Origin of the sequence: Glutamicibacter sp. NPDC087344 (assembly GCF_044744225.1) — a bacterium.
In the GTDB taxonomy this organism is placed as follows: Bacteria; Actinomycetota; Actinomycetes; order Actinomycetales; family Micrococcaceae; genus Glutamicibacter.
On record NZ_JBIUXY010000009.1, the window covers coordinates 129,855 to 146,730 of the forward strand.

Annotated in this window: 18 protein-coding genes, 7 tRNA genes and 1 riboswitch; of the genes, 11 read left to right on the forward strand and 14 right to left on the reverse strand. The window is 63.6% G+C overall.

Annotated features, from left to right (window positions below; translation table 11 throughout):
- Positions 1-28: 28 nt before the first annotated feature.
- The 13 genes from hisF to ACIOWL_RS16240 form a co-directional block, all read right to left on the reverse strand.
- Positions 29-799, reverse strand: coding sequence for an imidazole glycerol phosphate synthase subunit HisF (hisF, locus tag ACIOWL_RS16180; RefSeq protein ID WP_400387340.1), 771 nt, complete (start codon positions 797-799; stop codon positions 29-31).
- A gap of 28 nt (positions 800-827) precedes the next feature.
- The gene (hisG, locus tag ACIOWL_RS16185; protein WP_400387343.1) at positions 828-1,676 is read right to left on the reverse strand and encodes an ATP phosphoribosyltransferase; all 849 of its coding nucleotides are present in this window, start codon (positions 1,674-1,676) and stop codon (positions 828-830) included.
- Between the two features lie 149 nt (positions 1,677-1,825).
- Positions 1,826-2,089, reverse strand: coding sequence for a phosphoribosyl-ATP diphosphatase (locus ACIOWL_RS16190; protein ID WP_400387346.1), 264 nt, complete (start codon positions 2,087-2,089; stop codon positions 1,826-1,828).
- A 107-nt stretch (positions 2,090-2,196) separates the two neighbouring features.
- Positions 2,197-2,700: a 6,7-dimethyl-8-ribityllumazine synthase gene (gene ribH / locus ACIOWL_RS16195; protein ID WP_400387348.1), complete on the reverse strand. Its 504-nt coding sequence runs from the start codon at positions 2,698-2,700 to the stop codon at positions 2,197-2,199.
- A gap of 41 nt (positions 2,701-2,741) precedes the next feature.
- Positions 2,742-4,013 carry a 3,4-dihydroxy-2-butanone-4-phosphate synthase gene (gene ribB / locus ACIOWL_RS16200; RefSeq protein WP_400387350.1) on the reverse strand — a complete coding sequence of 424 codons (1,272 nt, stop codon included), beginning with the start codon at positions 4,011-4,013 and terminating at the stop codon, positions 2,742-2,744.
- Positions 4,010-4,639, reverse strand: a complete 630-nt coding sequence (locus ACIOWL_RS16205; RefSeq protein ID WP_400387352.1) for a riboflavin synthase — start codon at positions 4,637-4,639, stop codon at positions 4,010-4,012. The genes ribB and ACIOWL_RS16205 overlap by 4 nt, the downstream gene beginning before the upstream one ends.
- Before the next feature lie 83 nt (positions 4,640-4,722).
- Positions 4,723-5,766, reverse strand: a complete 1,044-nt coding sequence (gene ribD, locus ACIOWL_RS16210; RefSeq protein WP_400387354.1) for a bifunctional diaminohydroxyphosphoribosylaminopyrimidine deaminase/5-amino-6-(5-phosphoribosylamino)uracil reductase RibD — start codon at positions 5,764-5,766, stop codon at positions 4,723-4,725.
- Between the two features lie 5 nt (positions 5,767-5,771).
- Positions 5,772-6,473: a nicotinamide riboside transporter PnuC gene (pnuC, locus tag ACIOWL_RS16215; protein WP_400387356.1), complete on the reverse strand. Its 702-nt coding sequence runs from the start codon at positions 6,471-6,473 to the stop codon at positions 5,772-5,774.
- A gap of 120 nt (positions 6,474-6,593) precedes the next feature.
- A riboswitch (FMN riboswitch) is annotated at positions 6,594-6,731 on the reverse strand.
- 41 nt (positions 6,732-6,772) lie between these two features.
- Positions 6,773-7,435, reverse strand: a complete 663-nt coding sequence (gene rpe, locus ACIOWL_RS16220; protein WP_400387359.1) for a ribulose-phosphate 3-epimerase — start codon at positions 7,433-7,435, stop codon at positions 6,773-6,775.
- Between the two features lie 93 nt (positions 7,436-7,528).
- Positions 7,529-9,091: an RsmB/NOP family class I SAM-dependent RNA methyltransferase gene (locus ACIOWL_RS16225; RefSeq protein WP_400387361.1), complete on the reverse strand. Its 1,563-nt coding sequence runs from the start codon at positions 9,089-9,091 to the stop codon at positions 7,529-7,531.
- On the reverse strand, positions 9,088-10,020 hold the full coding sequence (gene fmt, locus ACIOWL_RS16230; RefSeq protein ID WP_400387363.1) for a methionyl-tRNA formyltransferase: 933 nt from the start codon (positions 10,018-10,020) through the stop codon (positions 9,088-9,090). The genes ACIOWL_RS16225 and fmt overlap by 4 nt, the downstream gene beginning before the upstream one ends.
- Positions 10,021-10,023: 3 nt before the next feature.
- Positions 10,024-10,587, reverse strand: coding sequence for a peptide deformylase (gene def, locus ACIOWL_RS16235; protein WP_400387366.1), 564 nt, complete (start codon positions 10,585-10,587; stop codon positions 10,024-10,026).
- Between the two features lie 92 nt (positions 10,588-10,679).
- Entirely contained in the window at positions 10,680-11,423 is a 744-nt protein-coding gene (locus ACIOWL_RS16240; RefSeq protein ID WP_400387369.1) for a cytochrome, read from the reverse strand.
- A gap of 294 nt (positions 11,424-11,717) precedes the next feature.
- Here ACIOWL_RS16240 and ACIOWL_RS16245 point away from each other — a divergent pair.
- The 9 genes from ACIOWL_RS16245 (at position 11,718) to ACIOWL_RS16285 (ending at position 14,239) form a co-directional block, all read left to right on the forward strand.
- A tRNA-Gly gene (locus ACIOWL_RS16245) sits at positions 11,718-11,790 on the forward strand.
- Between the two features lie 53 nt (positions 11,791-11,843).
- Positions 11,844-11,914: transfer RNA gene (locus ACIOWL_RS16250), tRNA-Cys, on the forward strand.
- 26 nt (positions 11,915-11,940) lie between these two features.
- A tRNA-Val gene (locus ACIOWL_RS16255) sits at positions 11,941-12,012 on the forward strand.
- A gap of 46 nt (positions 12,013-12,058) precedes the next feature.
- A tRNA-Gly gene (locus tag ACIOWL_RS16260) sits at positions 12,059-12,134 on the forward strand.
- Between the two features lie 52 nt (positions 12,135-12,186).
- Positions 12,187-12,258 (forward strand) — tRNA-Val (locus ACIOWL_RS16265).
- A 22-nt stretch (positions 12,259-12,280) separates the two neighbouring features.
- Positions 12,281-12,356 (forward strand) — tRNA-Gly (locus tag ACIOWL_RS16270).
- Positions 12,357-12,374: 18 nt separating this feature from the next.
- Positions 12,375-12,450 (forward strand) — tRNA-Gly (locus ACIOWL_RS16275).
- A 211-nt stretch (positions 12,451-12,661) separates the two neighbouring features.
- Entirely contained in the window at positions 12,662-12,880 is a 219-nt protein-coding gene (locus tag ACIOWL_RS16280; protein ID WP_400387371.1) for an antitoxin, read from the forward strand.
- A gap of 168 nt (positions 12,881-13,048) precedes the next feature.
- Positions 13,049-14,239, forward strand: coding sequence for a benzoate/H(+) symporter BenE family transporter (locus tag ACIOWL_RS16285; RefSeq protein ID WP_400387374.1), 1,191 nt, complete (start codon positions 13,049-13,051; stop codon positions 14,237-14,239).
- 23 nt (positions 14,240-14,262) lie between these two features.
- On the opposite strand, the gene zapE is transcribed toward ACIOWL_RS16285, so the two are convergent.
- A complete protein-coding gene (zapE, locus tag ACIOWL_RS16290; RefSeq protein ID WP_400387377.1) occupies positions 14,263-15,303 on the reverse strand; it encodes a cell division protein ZapE in 1,041 nt (346 codons plus the stop codon).
- Positions 15,304-15,512: 209 nt separating this feature from the next.
- Between zapE and ACIOWL_RS16295 the strand changes: the two genes are divergently transcribed.
- Together ACIOWL_RS16295 and ACIOWL_RS16300 are read left to right on the forward strand one after the other, a co-directional pair.
- On the forward strand, positions 15,513-16,427 hold the full coding sequence (locus ACIOWL_RS16295; RefSeq protein WP_400387380.1) for a sulfurtransferase: 915 nt from the start codon (positions 15,513-15,515) through the stop codon (positions 16,425-16,427).
- Entirely contained in the window at positions 16,424-16,864 is a 441-nt protein-coding gene (locus ACIOWL_RS16300; protein ID WP_400387383.1) for a SufE family protein, read from the forward strand. Before ACIOWL_RS16295 ends, ACIOWL_RS16300 begins: the two co-directional genes overlap by 4 nt.
- Positions 16,865-16,876: the final 12 nt, after the last annotated feature.

Consider the following 16,876-nt stretch of genomic DNA (forward strand, 5'->3'; position numbering starts at 1 on the left):
TCGGCACATTGTTTTGCCGTTGGCGTACTTAGCGCACCGGGTACCCGGCGTCCCGGATGGCCTGCTTGACCCGGGCGATCATGTCGGTGGGGCCGAAGTGGAAGATCGAGGCGGCCAGCACCGCGTCGGCCCCGGCGGCGATCGCCGGCGGGAAATCCTCCGGGCGCCCGGCGCCGCCCGAGGCGATCAGCGGGACGCTGACCTGCTCGCGCACCGCACGGATCATTTCCAGGTCGAAACCGTCCTTGGTGCCGTCGGCGTCGATGGAGTTCAGCAGGATCTCCCCCACGCCGCGTTCAGCAGCTTCCTTGGCCCAGGCCACAGCGCACATGCCGGTGCCCTGGCGCCCGCCGTGGGTGGTGACCTCGAAACCGGAAGCGATCGACGGGTCCTGGGTGCGGCGCGCATCCAGGGACAGCACCAGCACCTGCGAACCGAACCGTTCGGTAATCTCGTTGATCACCTCCGGGCGGGAGACCGCGGCGGTGTTGATCGAGGCCTTGTCCGCGCCGTTGCGCAGCAACCGGTCGACGTCTTCAACCACGCGCACCCCGCCGCCGACGGTCAGCGGGATAAACACTTCCTCGGCGGTCTGGCGGACCACCTCGTAGGTGGTTTCGCGGTCCGAGCTGGAGGCGGTGACATCCAGGAAGGTCAGTTCGTCCGCGCCGGCGAGGTTGTAGCGGCGGGCCAGCTCCACCGGGTCCCCGGCGTCGCGCAGGCCCTCGAAGTTCACACCCTTCACCACTCGGCCGGCGTCCACGTCCAGGCAGGGAATCACTCGAATTGCAACGCTCATCGTGTATTGCTCCTTGGGTCCGAGGCGGCTAGATGCGGCAGGCGTGGATCTGGCTGACCAGGATGGCGCGCGCACCCACGTCATACAGCTCGTCCATGATGTTATTGGTCTGCGACTTCTTCACCATGGCCCGCACCGCGCACCATTCGGAGTTCGCCAGGTCGGACACCGTGGGTGATTCAAGGCCCGGAGTCAGCGCGCAGGCCTGTTCAACCAGGTCGCGTCGCACGTCGTAGTCGAGCATCACGTACTGCCGGGCAACCAGTACCCCGTTGAGCCGGCGGGTGAGCACATCCAGCCCGGCAGGCTGGTGCCCGACCCGGCCGATCAGCACGGCTTCCGAGGCAAGCAGGGTTTCGCCGAAGATTTCCATTCCGGCGGCCTTGATGGTGTTGCCGGTTTCGACCACATCGGCGATCGCGTCCGCCACCCCCAAGCGGACCGAGGATTCAACCGCGCCGTCCAGCCGCACTACCGACGCGTCGATCCCGGACTTCGCCAGGTAGTGGCGCAACAGCACGTCGTAGCTGGTGGCGATGCGTTTGCCGGCCAGCTGGCTGGCCTCGGTGTAGGCGCCGACGGGGGCCGCGAAACGGAACGCGGACTTGCCGATGCCAAGCGAGAGCAGTTCTTCAACGTCCTCGTCGACATCCGCGTCGAGGTACAAATCGCGCCCGGTGATACCCACGTCCAAGATGCCGCGCCCGACATAGACGGCGATATCGCGTGGACGGAGGTAGAAAAATTCAACCTGGTTGTCCTCGTCGACCATCACCAGTTCGCGGGAGTCGCGGCGTTGCAGGTAGCCGGCTTCCTTGAACATGGTGGAGGCGATGTCGGACAGGGCACCCTTATTGGGCAGGGCTACGCGGAGCATAAGATGACTCTTTTCAGGAGTGTGGCGCTGCGGCGTGGTGCCAAAAACAAGCGCCAAGGAGATAATTCAATGGCCGTTGTTACTGCCGCCGTGCGTAGGCGCGAAAGGGATCCAGCGATGTGCGATCCCGTTCGCGGCCCGCGCGACGGCTAGAGATGCTTGTAAACGTCGGCCAGGGAAAGCCCCTTGGCGATCATCAGAACCTGCACGTGGTAAAGCAGCTGCGAAATTTCCTCGGCGGCTTCCTGATCGGATTCGTACTCGGCAGCCATCCAGACCTCGGCGGCTTCCTCGACAATCTTCTTGCCGATGCCGTGGACACCGGAGTCGAGTTCGGTTACGGTTCCAGAGCCTTCCGGGCGGGTTTGGGCCTTGAGCGACAGTTCGCTGAAGAGCTCGTCAAAAGTTTTCACGGTACTAGCCTAGCGTTTTTCACCTGCGGGGCCGAACTGGGTGCGCGTTTTGTGACGGAGAACTGCCCGGTGGGGCCCCGCGGTGCCAGGTGGGGATTATGGGTGTATTAACCGCGCGGGGCGGCCAGCGCGGCGAGCGTGAGCACCGCGGCGCTGTAGGCTTCGTACCCCTTGTCCTCGCTGGAGTTTTCAAGCCCCGCGCGGTCCAGGCCCTGTTCTTCGGTGTCGCAGGTCAACACGCCGAACCCGATGGGGGTTTTGGTGTCTACACTCACATTGGTTAAGCCGTTGGTGGCGGCCAGGCAGACGTACTCGAAGTGCGGGGTGCCGCCTCGAATGACCACACCCAGGGCGATCACCGCGTCGTAGTCTCCGGCCAGGGTTGCCGCGGCAACCGGCAATTCGAAGGTCCCCGGGACCCGGACCAGCGTGGTCGATCCTTCCAGGCCCGCATCCTTCGCGGCGCGCTGCGCCCCGTCGATCAGGCCGTTCATGATGACCTCATGCCAGCTCGCGGCGACGATGGCGATCTTCAGCCCGGTGAACGAATCCTGGCCGGCCAGCGCTTGCAGCTGCTGTGAAACGTTGGTTGGTGCTCCGTGCTTGCTCATGGTTCTCTCCTGTTGCGTTGGTGATGCTGTATTGGCAGGGCTTAGGCGCCGTGATAGTTCTGGGCCTGCGCCTGAGCTTGCGCCTGGTCCTGGGCCGAGTCCTGGGGCAGGTTCAATCCCAGCCGGTGGCCGAACCGGGCCTGCTTGGTGCGCAGGTAGTTTTCGTTTTCGCGGCGCGGGGCCACCTGGCTGGGGACCAGTTCGGCAACCTCGATGCCGGCCTCGGTGAGTTTGGCTTGCTTATCCGGGTTGTTGCTCAACAGCCTGATGGTGCGCAGGCCAAGTTTCCCCAGGATCGCGGCGACCGCAAAATACTCGCGGGCATCGGCCGGGAAACCCAGGTGCAGGTTGGCGTCCAGGGTGTCCATTCCGTCTTCCTGCAGGGCGTAGGCGCGCAGCTTGTTGACCAGCCCGATGCCGCGGCCTTCATGGCCGCGGATATACACCAGGTGCCCGCCCTCGGTGGCGATCCGCTGCATGGCGCCGTGAAGCTGTTCCCCGCAGTCGCAGCGGAAGGACCCCAGCACGTCGCCGGTGAGGCACTCGGAATGGATCCGCACCAGGTTGCCTGCCGGCGCGCCGTCCGGGCCCGGGTGGCTGAGCACCAGGTGCTCGTGCCCTTCCACCAGCGCGGCCCGGGCCGTGAATTCGCCGAAGGCCGTGGGCAGCGCCACCGGCGCGGTGAGTTCGATCTCATCATTGATGCGCCGCCAGCGGGCCAGGTCATCGATGGTGATCAGTGGCAGGTTGTGCTCGGCGGCGAACTCGCGCAAGGCATCCAGGCGCATCATCTCCCCGTTGTCATGGGTGATCTCGCCGATCACACCCACCGGCGACAGCCCCGCGGCACGGCACAGGTCCACGGCCGCTTCGGTGTGACCGCGGCGTTCAAGCACCCCGTTGGCGGCGGCGCGCAGCGGGAAGATATGCCCCGGGCGCGAGAGCTGCGCCGGGGTGGTGTGCGGGTCGGCCAGCAACCGGCTGGTGAGCGCTCGGTCGGCGGCGGAAATTCCGGTGCTGATCCCGCTGGCGGCGTCGCAGGTCACGGTGAAGGCGGTGCCTTTCGAGTCCTGGTTGATGCCCACCATGGGGGCCAGGCCCAGCGCGTCGGCGCGCTCGGCGTCCAACGGCACGCAGATGACCCCCGAGGTGTACCGAATGGTGAAGGCCATCAACTGCGCGGTGGCGTGTTCGGCGGCGAAGATGATATCGCCCTCGTTCTCGCGATCTTCGTCGTCGACCACTACCACCGCACGCCCGGCGGCCAAGGCCGCCAGAGCGGCGGGGATTGAATCAAAGGTTGCGGTAGTCATGAGTTACGACCTCCAAAGGCGTTCAGGCGAGCGACGTATTTGGCCAGCACGTCGACCTCGATGTTGATGCGGTCCCCGACCTGTCGGGAGCCCATGGTGGTTTCGGCCAGGGTGATGGGGATGATCCCCACCTCAACCCAATGCCCGCCGGCCGGGGTGTCCGCCGGGGAGACCGCGGTGAGCGTCAGCGAGATGCCGTCCAGCGCAATCGAGCCCTTTTCCGCCGTCAGCGGCGCATGCTCATCCGGGATCGAGACCCGGAAGGTGGTCCACTGGCCGTGGTCCTCGCGCGCCAGCACGGCACCCACCGCATCCACGTGGCCCTGCACCACGTGCCCGTCAAGCCGCGCCCCGGCGGGGGTGCAGCGTTCAAGGTTTACCTGCGCCCCCGGGGCCAGTTCCCCGGTGGTGGTGCGGTTCAGGGTTTCACCCATGACGTCGACGCTCAGGGTGTCCCCGTCCAGGGCGGTGGCGGTCAGGCAGACTCCGTTGACCGCCAGCGAGCCTCCCAGCCCCAGGTCCTGGGTGTGGCCCGGTGCGCTGAGCGTGAGCACTGCGAGGTCCTTGGCGGGGTCGGTGGCCAGGCCGGTAATCAGGCCGGTTCCGGTGACAATTCCGGTAAACATATCTGTTGGTGTCCTTACATGTGGTTGGACGGTGCGCGTCGGGCGGAGCCGATGCAGCATCGAAGGCGGGAATCCGCGGGGTGTTAAAGGGGCCGCGGCAGGGGTTCCAGGTGCAGCAGCACGTCGGGGCCGAGCCGGTGCAGCGTTTCATTGCTGAACGCGTCGATCCGGAAGGCGCGCGCATCACCCAAGGTGTGGGTGGTGGCGAGGTTGACCGACGAGTCGCCGGCACCGATGATGATCGGTGCCTGGTAGCAGTAGATTTCATCGGCCAGATCCGCGGCGATGAAGGCCGAGGCGATGCTGGCCCCGCCTTCAATTAACAGGTGGCCGTAGCCCAGCTCGCTGGCGCGGGAGACCAGCTGGTGCACCTCGCGGGTGCGCACCTGCTCCCAGTGCTCGTCGAAGGCGAGGGCCAGCCGCCCCGGAAGGTCGCGTTGGCCCATCACCAGGCGGTGGGGCTGGCGCGGCAGCGCGGTGCCGTCGGCGGTGCGGGCGTTGAGCCGGGGATCGTCGTGGATCACGGTGTTGGTGCCGATGACAATCGCGTCCACCCGGGCTCGCAAGGAATGCGCGTGCGCCCTGGATTCTGCGGAGGTGATCCACTGGCTGGTGCCGTCCGGGGCGTTGATGCGCCCGTCCAGCGACTGGGCGGTTTTGACCGTAATGAAGGGCCGGCCCTGCTCCTTGGCACGGAACCACCGGTGGTTCAGCTCGCGGGTGGAGGTGGTGTGCCGCGCCTGGCTGACCTTGATGCCGGCGGCGGCCAGGTAGTCCGCTCCCCCGCTGGCGCTGGTGTGATCACCCACCGCATAGTGCACCGCCCCGATGCCGGCCTGGGCGATGGCCGCGGAACACGGGCCGGTGCGCCCGGTGTGGTTGCAGGGTTCCAGGGTCACCACCATGCTCAAGGTGGCCGCGCGCTCACGGGAGATGCGCCCCAAGCGGCGCAGCGCGTCAATTTCAGCGTGCGGCGTGCCGGCACCCTGGTGGTACCCGGTGGCGATCAAGGACCCGTGTTCGTCGAGGATGCAGGCACCCACCAGCGGGTTTGCTCCACGGTGGCCGCGTTGTGCGGTCTGCAGGGCAGTGTCCATCGCGTCACTCAGCTGCTGTTCGCTGACCATTTGGGTTACCGCCCGTGCTGCAAGGTCGGGTCTGGCAGTTCGGTTTCCACCGCCGGCTTGGACCCCTTTTTGGCCCGCGCCCAGACGAAGAACCCGATCAGCGTGAATGCCCCGTAGAACAGGTACATGAAGGCGCTGGCGTAATATCCCGCGGAGAAGAGCAGCGGCACCCCGACCGCGTCGACCGCGACCCAGATCAGCCAGAATTCGACCCAGCCCTTGGCCATGCCGAAGGTTGCCAGCAGCGATCCGACAAAGGTCCAGGCGTCGGCCCACACCGGCTCGTAGGAGCCGAGGATGCGGAACAACGGGGTCAGTGCGATGGTTCCCAGGATGAGCGCCGCGATGAGCGAGATCCGGACCTTGTTGCCGGCCCAGACCGGTGTCACGGCGCTCCCGCCGCCATCGCGGGCTTGCTTCCAGCGGTACCAGCCGAAAATGGAGACCGCGATGAACATGATTTGGCGACCGGCCTGGCCCCAGAGGTTCGCGGCGTAGTCGGTGTCGAACAGGCTGCCGAGGAACACTGTCAGCAGCAACAGGTTGCCGACGATACCCACCGGCCAAGCCCAGACCTTGCGGCGCATGCCGCCCACCGCACTGGCCAAGCCGAAGACGTTCCCGACGACCTCGCGCACCAGCAGCGCCGACGAACCGAGAACTATTTGTGAGTTAAAAGCTTCAATGAGCCACCGCAGGAAATCCATCTTTCCACCCTTCTCGAAGCGGCGGCTCCGGGGGTGTGCATTTGATGGACCTCTCAGGTGTGCCGAGAAATACGGCTCCGCTGTGAGGGAGCCGTCGGCAAAACCGCAAGGCAAATCAAATTCGTGCTTCTCCCATCCAGACTTTAACTGTCGGTACCGGAATTCCACCGGCTCAACCGCTTCCTTGGCTTGTGGCCTCGGACGCGGGTCGCGGACTATTACCGCCGGTTCGGACTTTCACCGACCCCGGAGCACGTATTTACGTTTACATTCGATATTGTTGCATACTTTGGAGCGCTTCAGTGCGCACCGAGTGCAAGATTGCGTAATACGTCGATTTCCACCGAGGGTTCCGGCGCGGCGTAGACCGCCGAGCCCGCCACAAACACGTCGGCCCCGGCCTGGGCGGCACGCAGGATCGTGTCGCGGGAGACCCCGCCGTCGATCTGCAGCGCAATGGGTTTCTGGCTCCCGTCGATGGCGGCCCGGGCACGCCGGATCTTGGGCAGCACCAGGTCCAGGAATTCCTGCCCGCCGAATCCCGGTTCAACGGTCATCAGCAGCACCATGTCCAGCTCGCCGAGCATGTCAAGGTAGGGCTCGATGGGTGTAGCCGGGCGCAACGCCATGGACGCCTTGGCGCCGGCCGAGCGCAGCTCGCGGGCCAATCGGATCGGCGCCGCGGAGGCTTCCGCGTGGAAGGTTACCGAGTCCACCCCGAGTTGCGCGTATTCCGGGGCCCAGCGATCGGCGTCTTCGATCATCAGGTGCACGTCGATGGGCAGCTTGCTGACCTTTTGCAAGGCCTGCACCACCGGTTTACCCAGGGTCAGATTAGGCACGAAGTGGTTGTCCATCACGTCCACATGGACACCGTCCGCGGTGTGGATGCGTTCCAGCTCGCGCTCCAGATTGGCGAAGTCGGCGGAGAGGATCGAAGGGTGGATACGCGCGGCGCTCATCAAGATTCCTTGGGGTTTAACGGTGCGAATTGGTGTTTAAACAATACTGCCAGCGTTCGGGTGAACGCTGGCAGTTGGTGACGCGTTCGGCGGCTAGTTGGTCGGCGCCTGTTTGGTGAACAGCGCCATGAACATCGCGTCGGTGCCGTGCAGGTGCGGCCACAGCTGGGCGGTGGTGCCCTCGCCGAGGGCATGGCCGGCGGCAGGCGCGTCGGGGTACATCACCTTGGCGACCTCGGCCCCGGTGTCCAGCAGCGCCGCCTGCGGGTGGCGTTTGAGGAAGTCCTCCACCACCAGGCGTGTTTCGGCCTGGTGCGGCGAGCAGGTGACGAAGCCGATCACCCCGCCCACACGCACGGCGCTGAATGCGGCATCCAGCAGCTCCCCCTGCAGCGCGGTGAGCTCCGGGATATCGCGGGGAGCCTTGCGCCAGCGCGACTCGGGGCGACGGCGCAGTGCACCCAGCCCGGAACAGGGCGCATCAACCATGATGCGGTCGTAGTCCCCGGCGTAGTCCTCCCCGCCGTAGCTTCGTCCGTCCTGGCTGGTGAGCATCCAGTAATCGTGCGGCACCGCATCCATGGAGTTCTCCACCAGGCGCGCCCGGTGGGCGGTTGGCTCATTAGCGGTCAGTCGGGCATCGCGCTGCACCGCCAACGCGCCGAGCAGCGCGGCCTTGCCACCGGGGCCCGCGCACAGATCCAGCCAATAACGGTCATCACCTGCCGCCGGCAGCTGCACGTTCGCCAGCGCCCGGGCCATCACCTGGCTTCCGGCATCCTGCACCCGCACGGTGCCTTCGCGCACCCCGGGAACCCGGGCCACGTCGCCGTGTTTGTAGGTTGCCGAATCTGCCAGCAAGGTGCCCGGTTCCGCGCCGGAATCCAGCGCACCGGAAAGGTCCCCCAGGCCTGGCAGCGCCACCAGGTTAACCACCGGGGCGGCGTTGTCCGCTTCCAGCAGCGCTCTCAGCTCGCCGGGATCTCGCCCGTGGGTGATCAACGCGCCGCGCAGGGCACGCACGATCCATTCCGGGTGGGAATGCTCGATGGCCAGCTGAGCCACCTCCCCGTCGGCGGCGGCGGTCAGTTGCGCCACCCACTGCTCGCTGTCGCGTTCGCTGACCCGGCGCAGCACCGCGTTGATCAGCCCCGACGGTCCGGCGCCGATCTGCGCGCGGGCCAGTGACACGGTTTCATCCAGCGCCGCGTGTTTAGGCACCCGCATGGCCAGCAACTGGTGGGCCCCCAGGCGCAAGGCGTCAAGGATGGCGGGGTCCAGTTCGGGCAGCGGGCGGTCGACCAGCGTGGTGAGGATCGCGTCGTACAGCCCCTGCCCCCGCAACGCGCCATAGGCGAGCTCGGTGGCGAAACCGGCATCGCGGCGATCCAGCTGGTATTCGCGGATCAGCTTGGGAAGCACCAGGTTTGCGTAGGCATCCGCGCCGGAGACCTCGCGCAGGGTTTTGAAAGCCACCAGGCGGGCCGGGTCGGCGCTGCGTTTACGCTGGCCGGGGGCCGACTGCGAATACTTCCGCGGTCCCCCGCCCTGGCCGCGGTTACGGGTGCGGCCGGCCTCATTGCGCCGTTGGCCGTCGCCGTGCTCCGGCTTGCGCCGCTCGCCGCGGGAATCCCCGCGCTGTTCATTCGCGCTCATGCGAAGCTCACTTCCGTTCCCTGGCTCAGCATGCCGCGAGCCCAATCTGAGGCGTTCATCATCTTTTTGCCCGGAGGCTGAATCATGGTTGGTTCAAGCGCCCAGGTGGCGGTGCCGATCAGCACGGTTGGTTGTTTGCCTGGCACAATGCGCAGCTCGCCGGGTGCCAAATCCGCCACGTCGCGGCGTTCGCGCAGCGGGCCGAACTTGTAGCGCTGGCCTTCCACGGTGCTCCACGCCCCGGGGAAGGGTGTGGTGCCGTGGGCGCGACGCCGGACCTCGGTCGCCGTGCGGGTGAAGTCCAGTTGCGCGTCCGCATCGGTGATCTTCGGCGCGTAGGTGTGCGATCCGGCCTGCGGCACCGCGACGCCCTGGCCGGCGTCAAGTGCCTGCAAGGTCTGCACGAGCAGCATCGAGCCGGAGGCGCTGAGCCGTTCCAGCATGATCCCGGCGGTATCCAGCTCGTTGATCACCTCGGTCACCTGGCCGAACACCGGGCCGGTATCCAGCCCCTTCTCCAGCTGGAAGGTGACCGCGCCGGTGATGTCATCGCCGTTGATGATTGAATGTTGCACCGGGGCCGCGCCGCGCCATTGCGGCAGCAGCGAGAAGTGCAAGTTGATCCACCCGTGACGCGGCACCGCCAGCGCGGCTTCGGGCACCAGGCCGCCAAAGGCGACGATCGCCGCCGCATCCAGGTCAAGTGCCCGCAGCTGATCGGTGAGATCCGCGGTGATCTTGGCGGCCTTGATGATCGGCAGGCCGAGTTCTTCGGCGCGGGCGGCGACCGGTGAAGGGGTCAGCACCCGCTTGCGGCCCAGCGGCGCGTCGGGGCGGGTGAGCACGGCGGCGATCTCGAATCCTGCCGCGTGCAAGGAATTCAGCGAGGTGACCGCGACCTGCGGGGTGCCGGCGAAAAGGATGCGCATGGGTTATTTCCCCAATCCCGCACCGAAGCTGGACCCCAGCGATCCGGAGCGTTCGACAACGGTCTGCTTCGCGGTCTGCGAATAATTGGTGGCGCGCAGCTTGCGCCAGGCGGCCTTCTTCGCTTCGGCGGGCAGGCGATCCAGGAAGAGGATGCCGTCCAGGTGGTCGGTCTCGTGCTGCACGCAACGCGAGAGCATGCCCTCGCCCTCGATCACCAACGGGTTGCCGTACTTGTCGAATCCTGTGGCGCGCACCTGCCTGCGGCGTGGCACCGGGGCGGCGATACCGGGGATCGACAGGCAGCCTTCGACCTGATCTTCCTGGTAGTCCTCGCTCAGCTCGAGCACGGGGTTGATGATGTGGCCGCGTTCGTCGCCGATCTGGTAGGTGAAGACACGCAGTGATACGCCGACCTGCGGAGCGGCCAAGCCGGCACCGTCGACGTTTTCCATGGTCTGGTCCATGTCCTCGACCAGCTTTTGGATTTCCGGGCCGAACTCGGTCACCTCCTGCGCTGGGGTGCGAAGGACTGGATCACCGATGATCCGAATTCCCAAAATTGCCATAATTCTTCCGACTGCCTTCTGTTGTCCTAGGTGAATCGCCCAGTTCAGCCGCGGCTGACCCAAGCCCATCCAGTCTACGTGCTCGGCGCCGGCTAGCGCTGAGGTGGAGCAGTGACTTCCATCAGGGTGGCCCGCGATTGCGAAATCTTGAACGCAGCTTCCCAATTGCGACGCAACGCATAAAATTTGGCCCAGTAATCGGGCAGCACCGCTTCGGGAGCCATAAAGGTCCGACTTCCGGTCGGTCCAAGCGCCACCGCCAGCAGCATCATGTCCGTTCCATAGCCCCAGGGTTCCCAGCTGCCGGCGTGCGCGTCAACGATCCGCTCCTCGGCCTTGCATGCCGCGGCCAGTTGCATCATGACTTTGTCATCGGGTTTTTTCACAATTCCATCGCGATCAGCGGTTTTAGTTTTGTAGTCGATCAAACAATCGCGTCCGCCAATTCGCGCAATCAGGTCAATGGTTCCCGCGTATCCGATGCTCTCATTCCATACGGTCACCTCCGCCGCCACCGGCTCCACACGATAATCCCGCCACCAGGTTTCAAAATGCGCCACGTAGTCCCGCTCGCCATGAGACTCAATGGCCTCGCGGGCTTGGCCTAACTCGTGCGGCAGTCCCAACTCGGCCAAGGCCCATTGCTCCGCATAGTTATGGACCCGATCCCCGCGGGCCGCAGCCGCGTCGCGATACCTTTCGGCCGCCGAGGCAGCATCACGGACTAAGGACCGCATGCGACCCGGGTCTGCTATCGATGCCGCCAGGCGGGTGTCCTCCGAGAGGGACTTGGCGGCCAGGTATCCGGCCCAACCGGTGAGGTCCATATGGTCCATGCCAATGATTGTTGTAATCGATGGAACCTTCGCCTCACCGCCAACGTGACGGCTGTACATACGGCCAAGATCGGTTTGAATCGCTAGTTTCGGTGACGTCATATACACGATGATCGCACCGCTAGTTGACACTTTGTCCCTAGTCGCCATGCATTTATGAAATTTTCCGCGGATTTCCGCGGAAAACCGGGCTTGTGAACCAGATCTCAGCAATTCGATTTGGAAGCTTGGGAAATCTCGTATAGAGTTTTTACTCGTTGGAAAGAACGAAAACGTTCCGAAAACAAACATTTTGCGGACATAGCTCAGCTGGTAGAGCGCAACCTTGCCAAGGTTGAGGTCGCGAGTTCGAACCTCGTTGTCCGCTCGCAAAAAGATGCATCGACTAGGTAAAATTAGTCAACTGACCTTGGTCAGTATGGTGGGGTGGCCGAGAGGCGAGGCAGCGGCCTGCAAAGCCGTCTACGCGGGTTCGAATCCCGTCCCCACCTCACAATGAAAATTGTTCATCTTTTTTGCGCGATTGGCGCAGCGGTAGCGCGCTTCCCTGACACGGAAGAGGTCACTGGTTCGATCCCAGTATCGCGCACGGAACTCGTGGTTGACCAGACGACGAATTTCATAACTAAATATATGCGGTCATAGCTCAGCTGGTAGAGCGCAACCTTGCCAAGGTTGAGGTCGCGAGTTCGAACCTCGTTGACCGCTCCAAGAATTCATCGGTAAAATGTGAATTCTGTCGAGATTCATTCGTGAATCTTCGGCGCGATTGGCGCAGCGGTAGCGCGCTTCCCTGACACGGAAGAGGTCACTGGTTCGATCCCAGTATCGCGCACTGAATACTTTTCAGTATTCATGCGGTCATAGCTCAGCTGGTAGAGCGCAACCTTGCCAAGGTTGAGGTCGCGAGTTCGAACCTCGTTGACCGCTCCATAACTTCATATAAATCCTGCGGTCATAGCTCAGCTGGTAGAGCGCAACCTTGCCAAGGTTGAGGTCGCGAGTTCGAACCTCGTTGACCGCTCCATAGAACTTAGGACTCATGCTTCGGCATGGGTCCTAAGTTTCTTTCTCAGCGAAACCCCTATTAATCGCCTAGTCAGCACCGGGACCGAAGTCTGGATCGCTGATCTTTCCACTGCTGCGTCGGCTTAGCGCTACCCAACCTTCGTACGGGACCCTATGATGGACGCAGGAGTTGAGGGCAACAGGCTCTCCGTGTTGAAGGGAGGTGTCCATTGGCAGGTTTTGACGAGCTAAAGGGCAAGGTCGAAGGACTGGCACAGAAGGCTGGCGAATTCGCTAGTGCAAACTCTGACAAGATCGCAGACGGCATCGACAAGGCCGGGGATTTCATCGACGAGAAGACCGGCGGAAAGTACGCCGACAAGGTCGATGGCGTTCAGGATGGAGCTAAGAACTTCCTGGGCAACCTTGGCTCGAAAGACCAGGCCTAAAGGTCGGTCAATAGAGCTTTGATCTTCCCCTAAGCACGTAGGAAAGCGTCACCCGATTGGGTGGCGCTTTTCTGCGTTGACCGACACATTCTATGTTTTCGATCCCATATCTTGGTCACCGGTGTCTTGAAATTTCCTACTCAGCCATTGAAGCGATAGAAAATATATATGGGAAGTAACAACTTGAGCGTACCGGGGCTGCCCCGCGAAGCAGTACTGGCCGGATTCGTCACCACGATGGTGGGGTTCACTGCCTCGTTTGCGGTGGTGCTGACCGGGTTGTTGCAGGCCGGGGCAAGCGCCGCACAGGCTTCATCCGGCCTGCTGGTGTTGACATTCCTTGTTGGCCTGGCATCGCTCGCCCTGTCGATACGGCACCGCGTGCCGATGACCATCGCCTGGTCGACACCTGGCGCGGCCCTGCTGGCTAGCCTCGCACCGGGTAGTTTTACGTTCCCCCAGGCGGTGGGGGCGTTTATCGTCAGCGGAGTGTTAATTATGCTCACCGGGCTCGTCCCGGCGCTGCATCGCCTGCTGAGCGCGATTCCTGTCCCGATCGCCCAGGGAATGCTGGCCGGTGTTCTCATTCCGCTGTGCCTGAAACCGTTCACCGCGTTGGGAAGCATCCCGGTACCGGCGGTGCTCATCCTATTGGTCTTCCTCATCGGGCTGCGTTTTTTGCCGCGTTACGCGGTTGCGCTGAGCATGCTCAGCGCGGTGGCCTACGGCCTGTACTCAATTGCCAACTCTCATTCGTTTTCGCAGCTAGAATTTCTGCCGACTCTTGAATTTGTGACACCAGAATTTTCGTGGCAAGCCGTGGCAAGCATCAGCCTGCCGCTGTTTATCGTGACCATGGCCTCGCAGAACATCCCAGGGGTCGCGGTTATGAGCTCCTTCGGATTCACCACTCCGTGGCGTTCAAGCATGTTGACTACCGGATTCGGCAGTGCAGCCGGGGCGCTGTTCGGTGGCCACGCGATTAATCTGGCTGCAATTTCCGCCGCCCTCTCCGCGGGCCCAGCCGGAGGCAAGGACCCGAATGCGCGCTGGAAGGCCGCGGCCTCCTCGGGAGTGTTTTACCTGATTTTTGCGTTGGGTTCGGCGCTCGTTGCATCCTTGGCAACCCTCTCCCCCGCAGGACTCTTCGAAGCTGCAGCAGGATTGGCCCTGTTAGCAACGCTGTCCAACGCGATGCTCGGTGCGATGAAGGAGCCACGCTGGCAGCTCAGCGCGTTAGCCACCATGCTCGTGGCGGCCGCGAACGTGACGCTGTTCGGTATCGGCGGGGCGTTCTGGGCCCTCGTGATCGGGCTGTTAACGCACATCATCGCCGAGCGAGTGATCGCCCGACGATGACGTCGCGGTGGTAGTTCGGCTTCTTAGAGCGCCGCGTCCCCGATCTGGCCCTCGCGGGCCAGGGCGGTCAAGCGCGAGACGGCTCGGAAGTACTTCTTCTGGTAACCGCCAGCCATCATTTCCGGGGTGAACAGCTCGCTGAACGGTTTGCCCGAGGCGACAATCGGCACGTCCTTGTCATACAGGCGGTCGGCCAGCACCACAAAACGCAGGGCGATGGCCTGGTCGGTGATCGTGTCGACATCATGCAGGACCAGTGTGTCGGTTTCCGCGAGCAACTGCCGGTAGCGCGAGGGGTGAACCTTGGACAGGTGCGCCACCAGATCGGCGAAGTTATCCACAGCCAATGTCTTGCCTGGATAACGATCCGCGGCGAAATCCTCGATTGTCGAATCCTCCAACGGCTTGGGCGCTTCCGGCAGGCCGCGGTGGCGGAAGTCTTCACCTTCGACACGGTGGACGTCGAACTGCTCGGAAAGGGTTTTGATCTCCCGCTGGAAGTCAACCGCGGCGAAGCGTCCCTCACCTAATGCACCGGGCAGGGTATTGGACGTTGCCGCGAGTTTCACGCCTGCGTCGGATAGCTCGCGCATGAGCCGGGACATCAGCACGGTATCCCCCGGATCGTCCAGCTCGAATTCATCGATGCAAACCAGCGAGTACTGGCTGAGCACGTCCACGGTTTGGCGGAAGGAAAGCGCGCCGACCAGGTTGGTGTATTCAACAAAGGTCCCGAAGGCCTTGCGTCCCGGGGCCGCGTGCCACAACGACGCGAGCAGGTGCGTTTTGCCCACACCGAAACCGCCATCGAGGTAGATGCCGTTTTTGGTTTCCTTTTTCTTGCCGAACAACTTGGTCAAGAAGGAACCCGAGGTGCCCTTGCCCACCGATTCGGCGAAGCTTGTGAGTTTGTTGACCGCCTCGGTCTGCGAAGGCTGGTTGGGGTCCGGCCGGTAGGTATTAAACGACACCTCACCAAAGCGGTATGACGGATGGAATCCGGCGAGCAGTTCGTCGATCGACAACTGCGGGATGGTCTCGCTCAGGTGGGTGATCGTCGCCATGGGCTCTCGGGGATCCTTCGGTTGAGTGCGGTGAGGTGCTGGCCACCCGCGGGCAGCCCATCGGCCAGTTTACCTTGAATGGCACTCGGAGATGGTGAAATGTCATACCCCACACAGTGCCGATCTGCGCGGAGCACTAGTCTAGAGTCAGAGCAAGTGCTTTGCGGGGCACTCCCGTGAGCTCGAAACCATGAAGGAACGTGATAAAAATGCCATTGCCCGTTGAGTCGAACGAGAAGTATGCAGGGTATGCCCACCCCGAACGACTGGTCTCCACAGCATGGGTCGAGGCGAACCTCGGTGCCAAGGGCCTGGTGGTGCTGGAGTCCGATGAAGACATCTTGCTGTACTCCACCGGGCATGTGCCAGGGGCGCTGAAGATCGACTGGCACACCGAACTCAACGACGAGCTCACCCGCGATTACGTTGACGGTGAGGGGTTCGCCTCGCTGATGCGTGCCAAGGGGATCAGCCGTGAGACCACCGTGGTGATCTACGGTGACAAATCCAACTGGTGGGCCGCCTACGCGCTCTGGGTCTTCACCCTGTTCGGCCACGAAGATGTCCGTTTGATGGACGGCGGCCGTGACAAGTGGATCGCCGAAGGGCGAGAGCTGTCCACCGATAAACCGGCAGCCATCCGTAGCGAATACCCGGTGGTGCAACGCGAGGACAGCAAGATTCGCGCCTACCTCCCAGAGGTATTGCAGCATCTGGGCAACCCGCTGATCGATGTGCGTTCGACCGAGGAATACACCGGCGAGCGCACCCACATGCCGGCGTATCCGGAGGAGGGGGCGCTGCGCGGGGGCCATATCCCCAGCGCCGCCTCGGTGCCTTGGGCCAAGGCCGCCGCGCAGGACGGCACGTTCCGCTCACGCGAGGAGCTGGAGGCGATCTACCTCGATGACGCAGGACTGAAGCCCGGTGATGAGGTGATCGCGTACTGCCGGATCGGTGAACGTTCAAGCCACACCTGGTTTGTGCTCAAGCACCTGCTTGGTTTCGATACCGTGCGCAATTACGACGGGTCATGGACCGAATGGGGTAATGCGGTGGGTGTGCCGATCGTGCGCGGGGCCGAACCGGGTGAGGTCCCAGCAGGGCGCGGGGTACGCGCATGAGCCAGATTCCGGCCGAACTTGGCGAGATCATCGAGGAGTTCACCGAAGTTCCGGAGGCAGACCGGCTCGAACTGTTGTTGGAGTACTCCCGGGAGCTGCCGGAGCTTCCCGAGCGTTTGGCCGAGCATCCTGAACTTTTCGAACAGGTGGTGGAGTGCCAGTCGCCGTTGTTTTTGGTGGTCGAGGTTTCCGCAGAGGCCTCAAACCCGGTGAGCCTGTTTTTCTCCGCACCCCCGCAGGCGCCAACCACCCGCGGTTTCGCTTCGGTGTTGGCCGCCGGATTAGATGGGCACAGCGCCGCGTCTATTTTGGCTGTGCCCGATGACATGCCGCAGCAGCTGGGGTTGACCCGTGCGTTGTCGCCGCTGCGGATGCGTGGCATGAGCGCGATGCTCGGCCGGATCAAGCGGCAGATCAACGAACAGCTTGCCGGCTAACGGCGCAATCAC

Coding starts and splice junctions, on each gene's coding strand:
- hisF (WP_400387340.1), bottom strand. CDS start 799: ATGAGCGTTGCAATTCGAGTGATTCCCTGCCTGGACGTGGACGCCGGC.
- hisG (WP_400387343.1), bottom strand. CDS start 1,676: ATGCTCCGCGTAGCCCTGCCCAATAAGGGTGCCCTGTCCGACATCGCC.
- ribH (WP_400387348.1), bottom strand. CDS start 2,700: ATGAGCAAGCACGGAGCACCAACCAACGTTTCACAGCAGCTGCAAGCG.
- ribB (WP_400387350.1), bottom strand. CDS start 4,013: ATGACTACCGCAACCTTTGATTCAATCCCCGCCGCTCTGGCGGCCTTG.
- ACIOWL_RS16205 (WP_400387352.1), bottom strand. CDS start 4,639: ATGTTTACCGGAATTGTCACCGGAACCGGCCTGATTACCGGCCTGGCC.
- ribD (WP_400387354.1), bottom strand. CDS start 5,766: ATGGTCAGCGAACAGCAGCTGAGTGACGCGATGGACACTGCCCTGCAG.
- pnuC (WP_400387356.1), bottom strand. CDS start 6,473: ATGGATTTCCTGCGGTGGCTCATTGAAGCTTTTAACTCACAAATAGTT.
- rpe (WP_400387359.1), bottom strand. CDS start 7,435: ATGAGCGCCGCGCGTATCCACCCTTCGATCCTCTCCGCCGACTTCGCC.
- ACIOWL_RS16225 (WP_400387361.1), bottom strand. CDS start 9,091: ATGAGCGCGAATGAACAGCGCGGGGATTCCCGCGGCGAGCGGCGCAAG.
- fmt (WP_400387363.1), bottom strand. CDS start 10,020: ATGCGCATCCTTTTCGCCGGCACCCCGCAGGTCGCGGTCACCTCGCTG.
- def (WP_400387366.1), bottom strand. CDS start 10,587: ATGGCAATTTTGGGAATTCGGATCATCGGTGATCCAGTCCTTCGCACC.
- ACIOWL_RS16240 (WP_400387369.1), bottom strand. CDS start 11,423: ATGGACCATATGGACCTCACCGGTTGGGCCGGATACCTGGCCGCCAAG.
- ACIOWL_RS16285 (WP_400387374.1), top strand. CDS start 13,049: ATGGGAAGTAACAACTTGAGCGTACCGGGGCTGCCCCGCGAAGCAGTA.
- zapE (WP_400387377.1), bottom strand. CDS start 15,303: ATGGCGACGATCACCCACCTGAGCGAGACCATCCCGCAGTTGTCGATC.
- ACIOWL_RS16295 (WP_400387380.1), top strand. CDS start 15,513: ATGCCATTGCCCGTTGAGTCGAACGAGAAGTATGCAGGGTATGCCCAC.
- ACIOWL_RS16300 (WP_400387383.1), top strand. CDS start 16,424: ATGAGCCAGATTCCGGCCGAACTTGGCGAGATCATCGAGGAGTTCACC.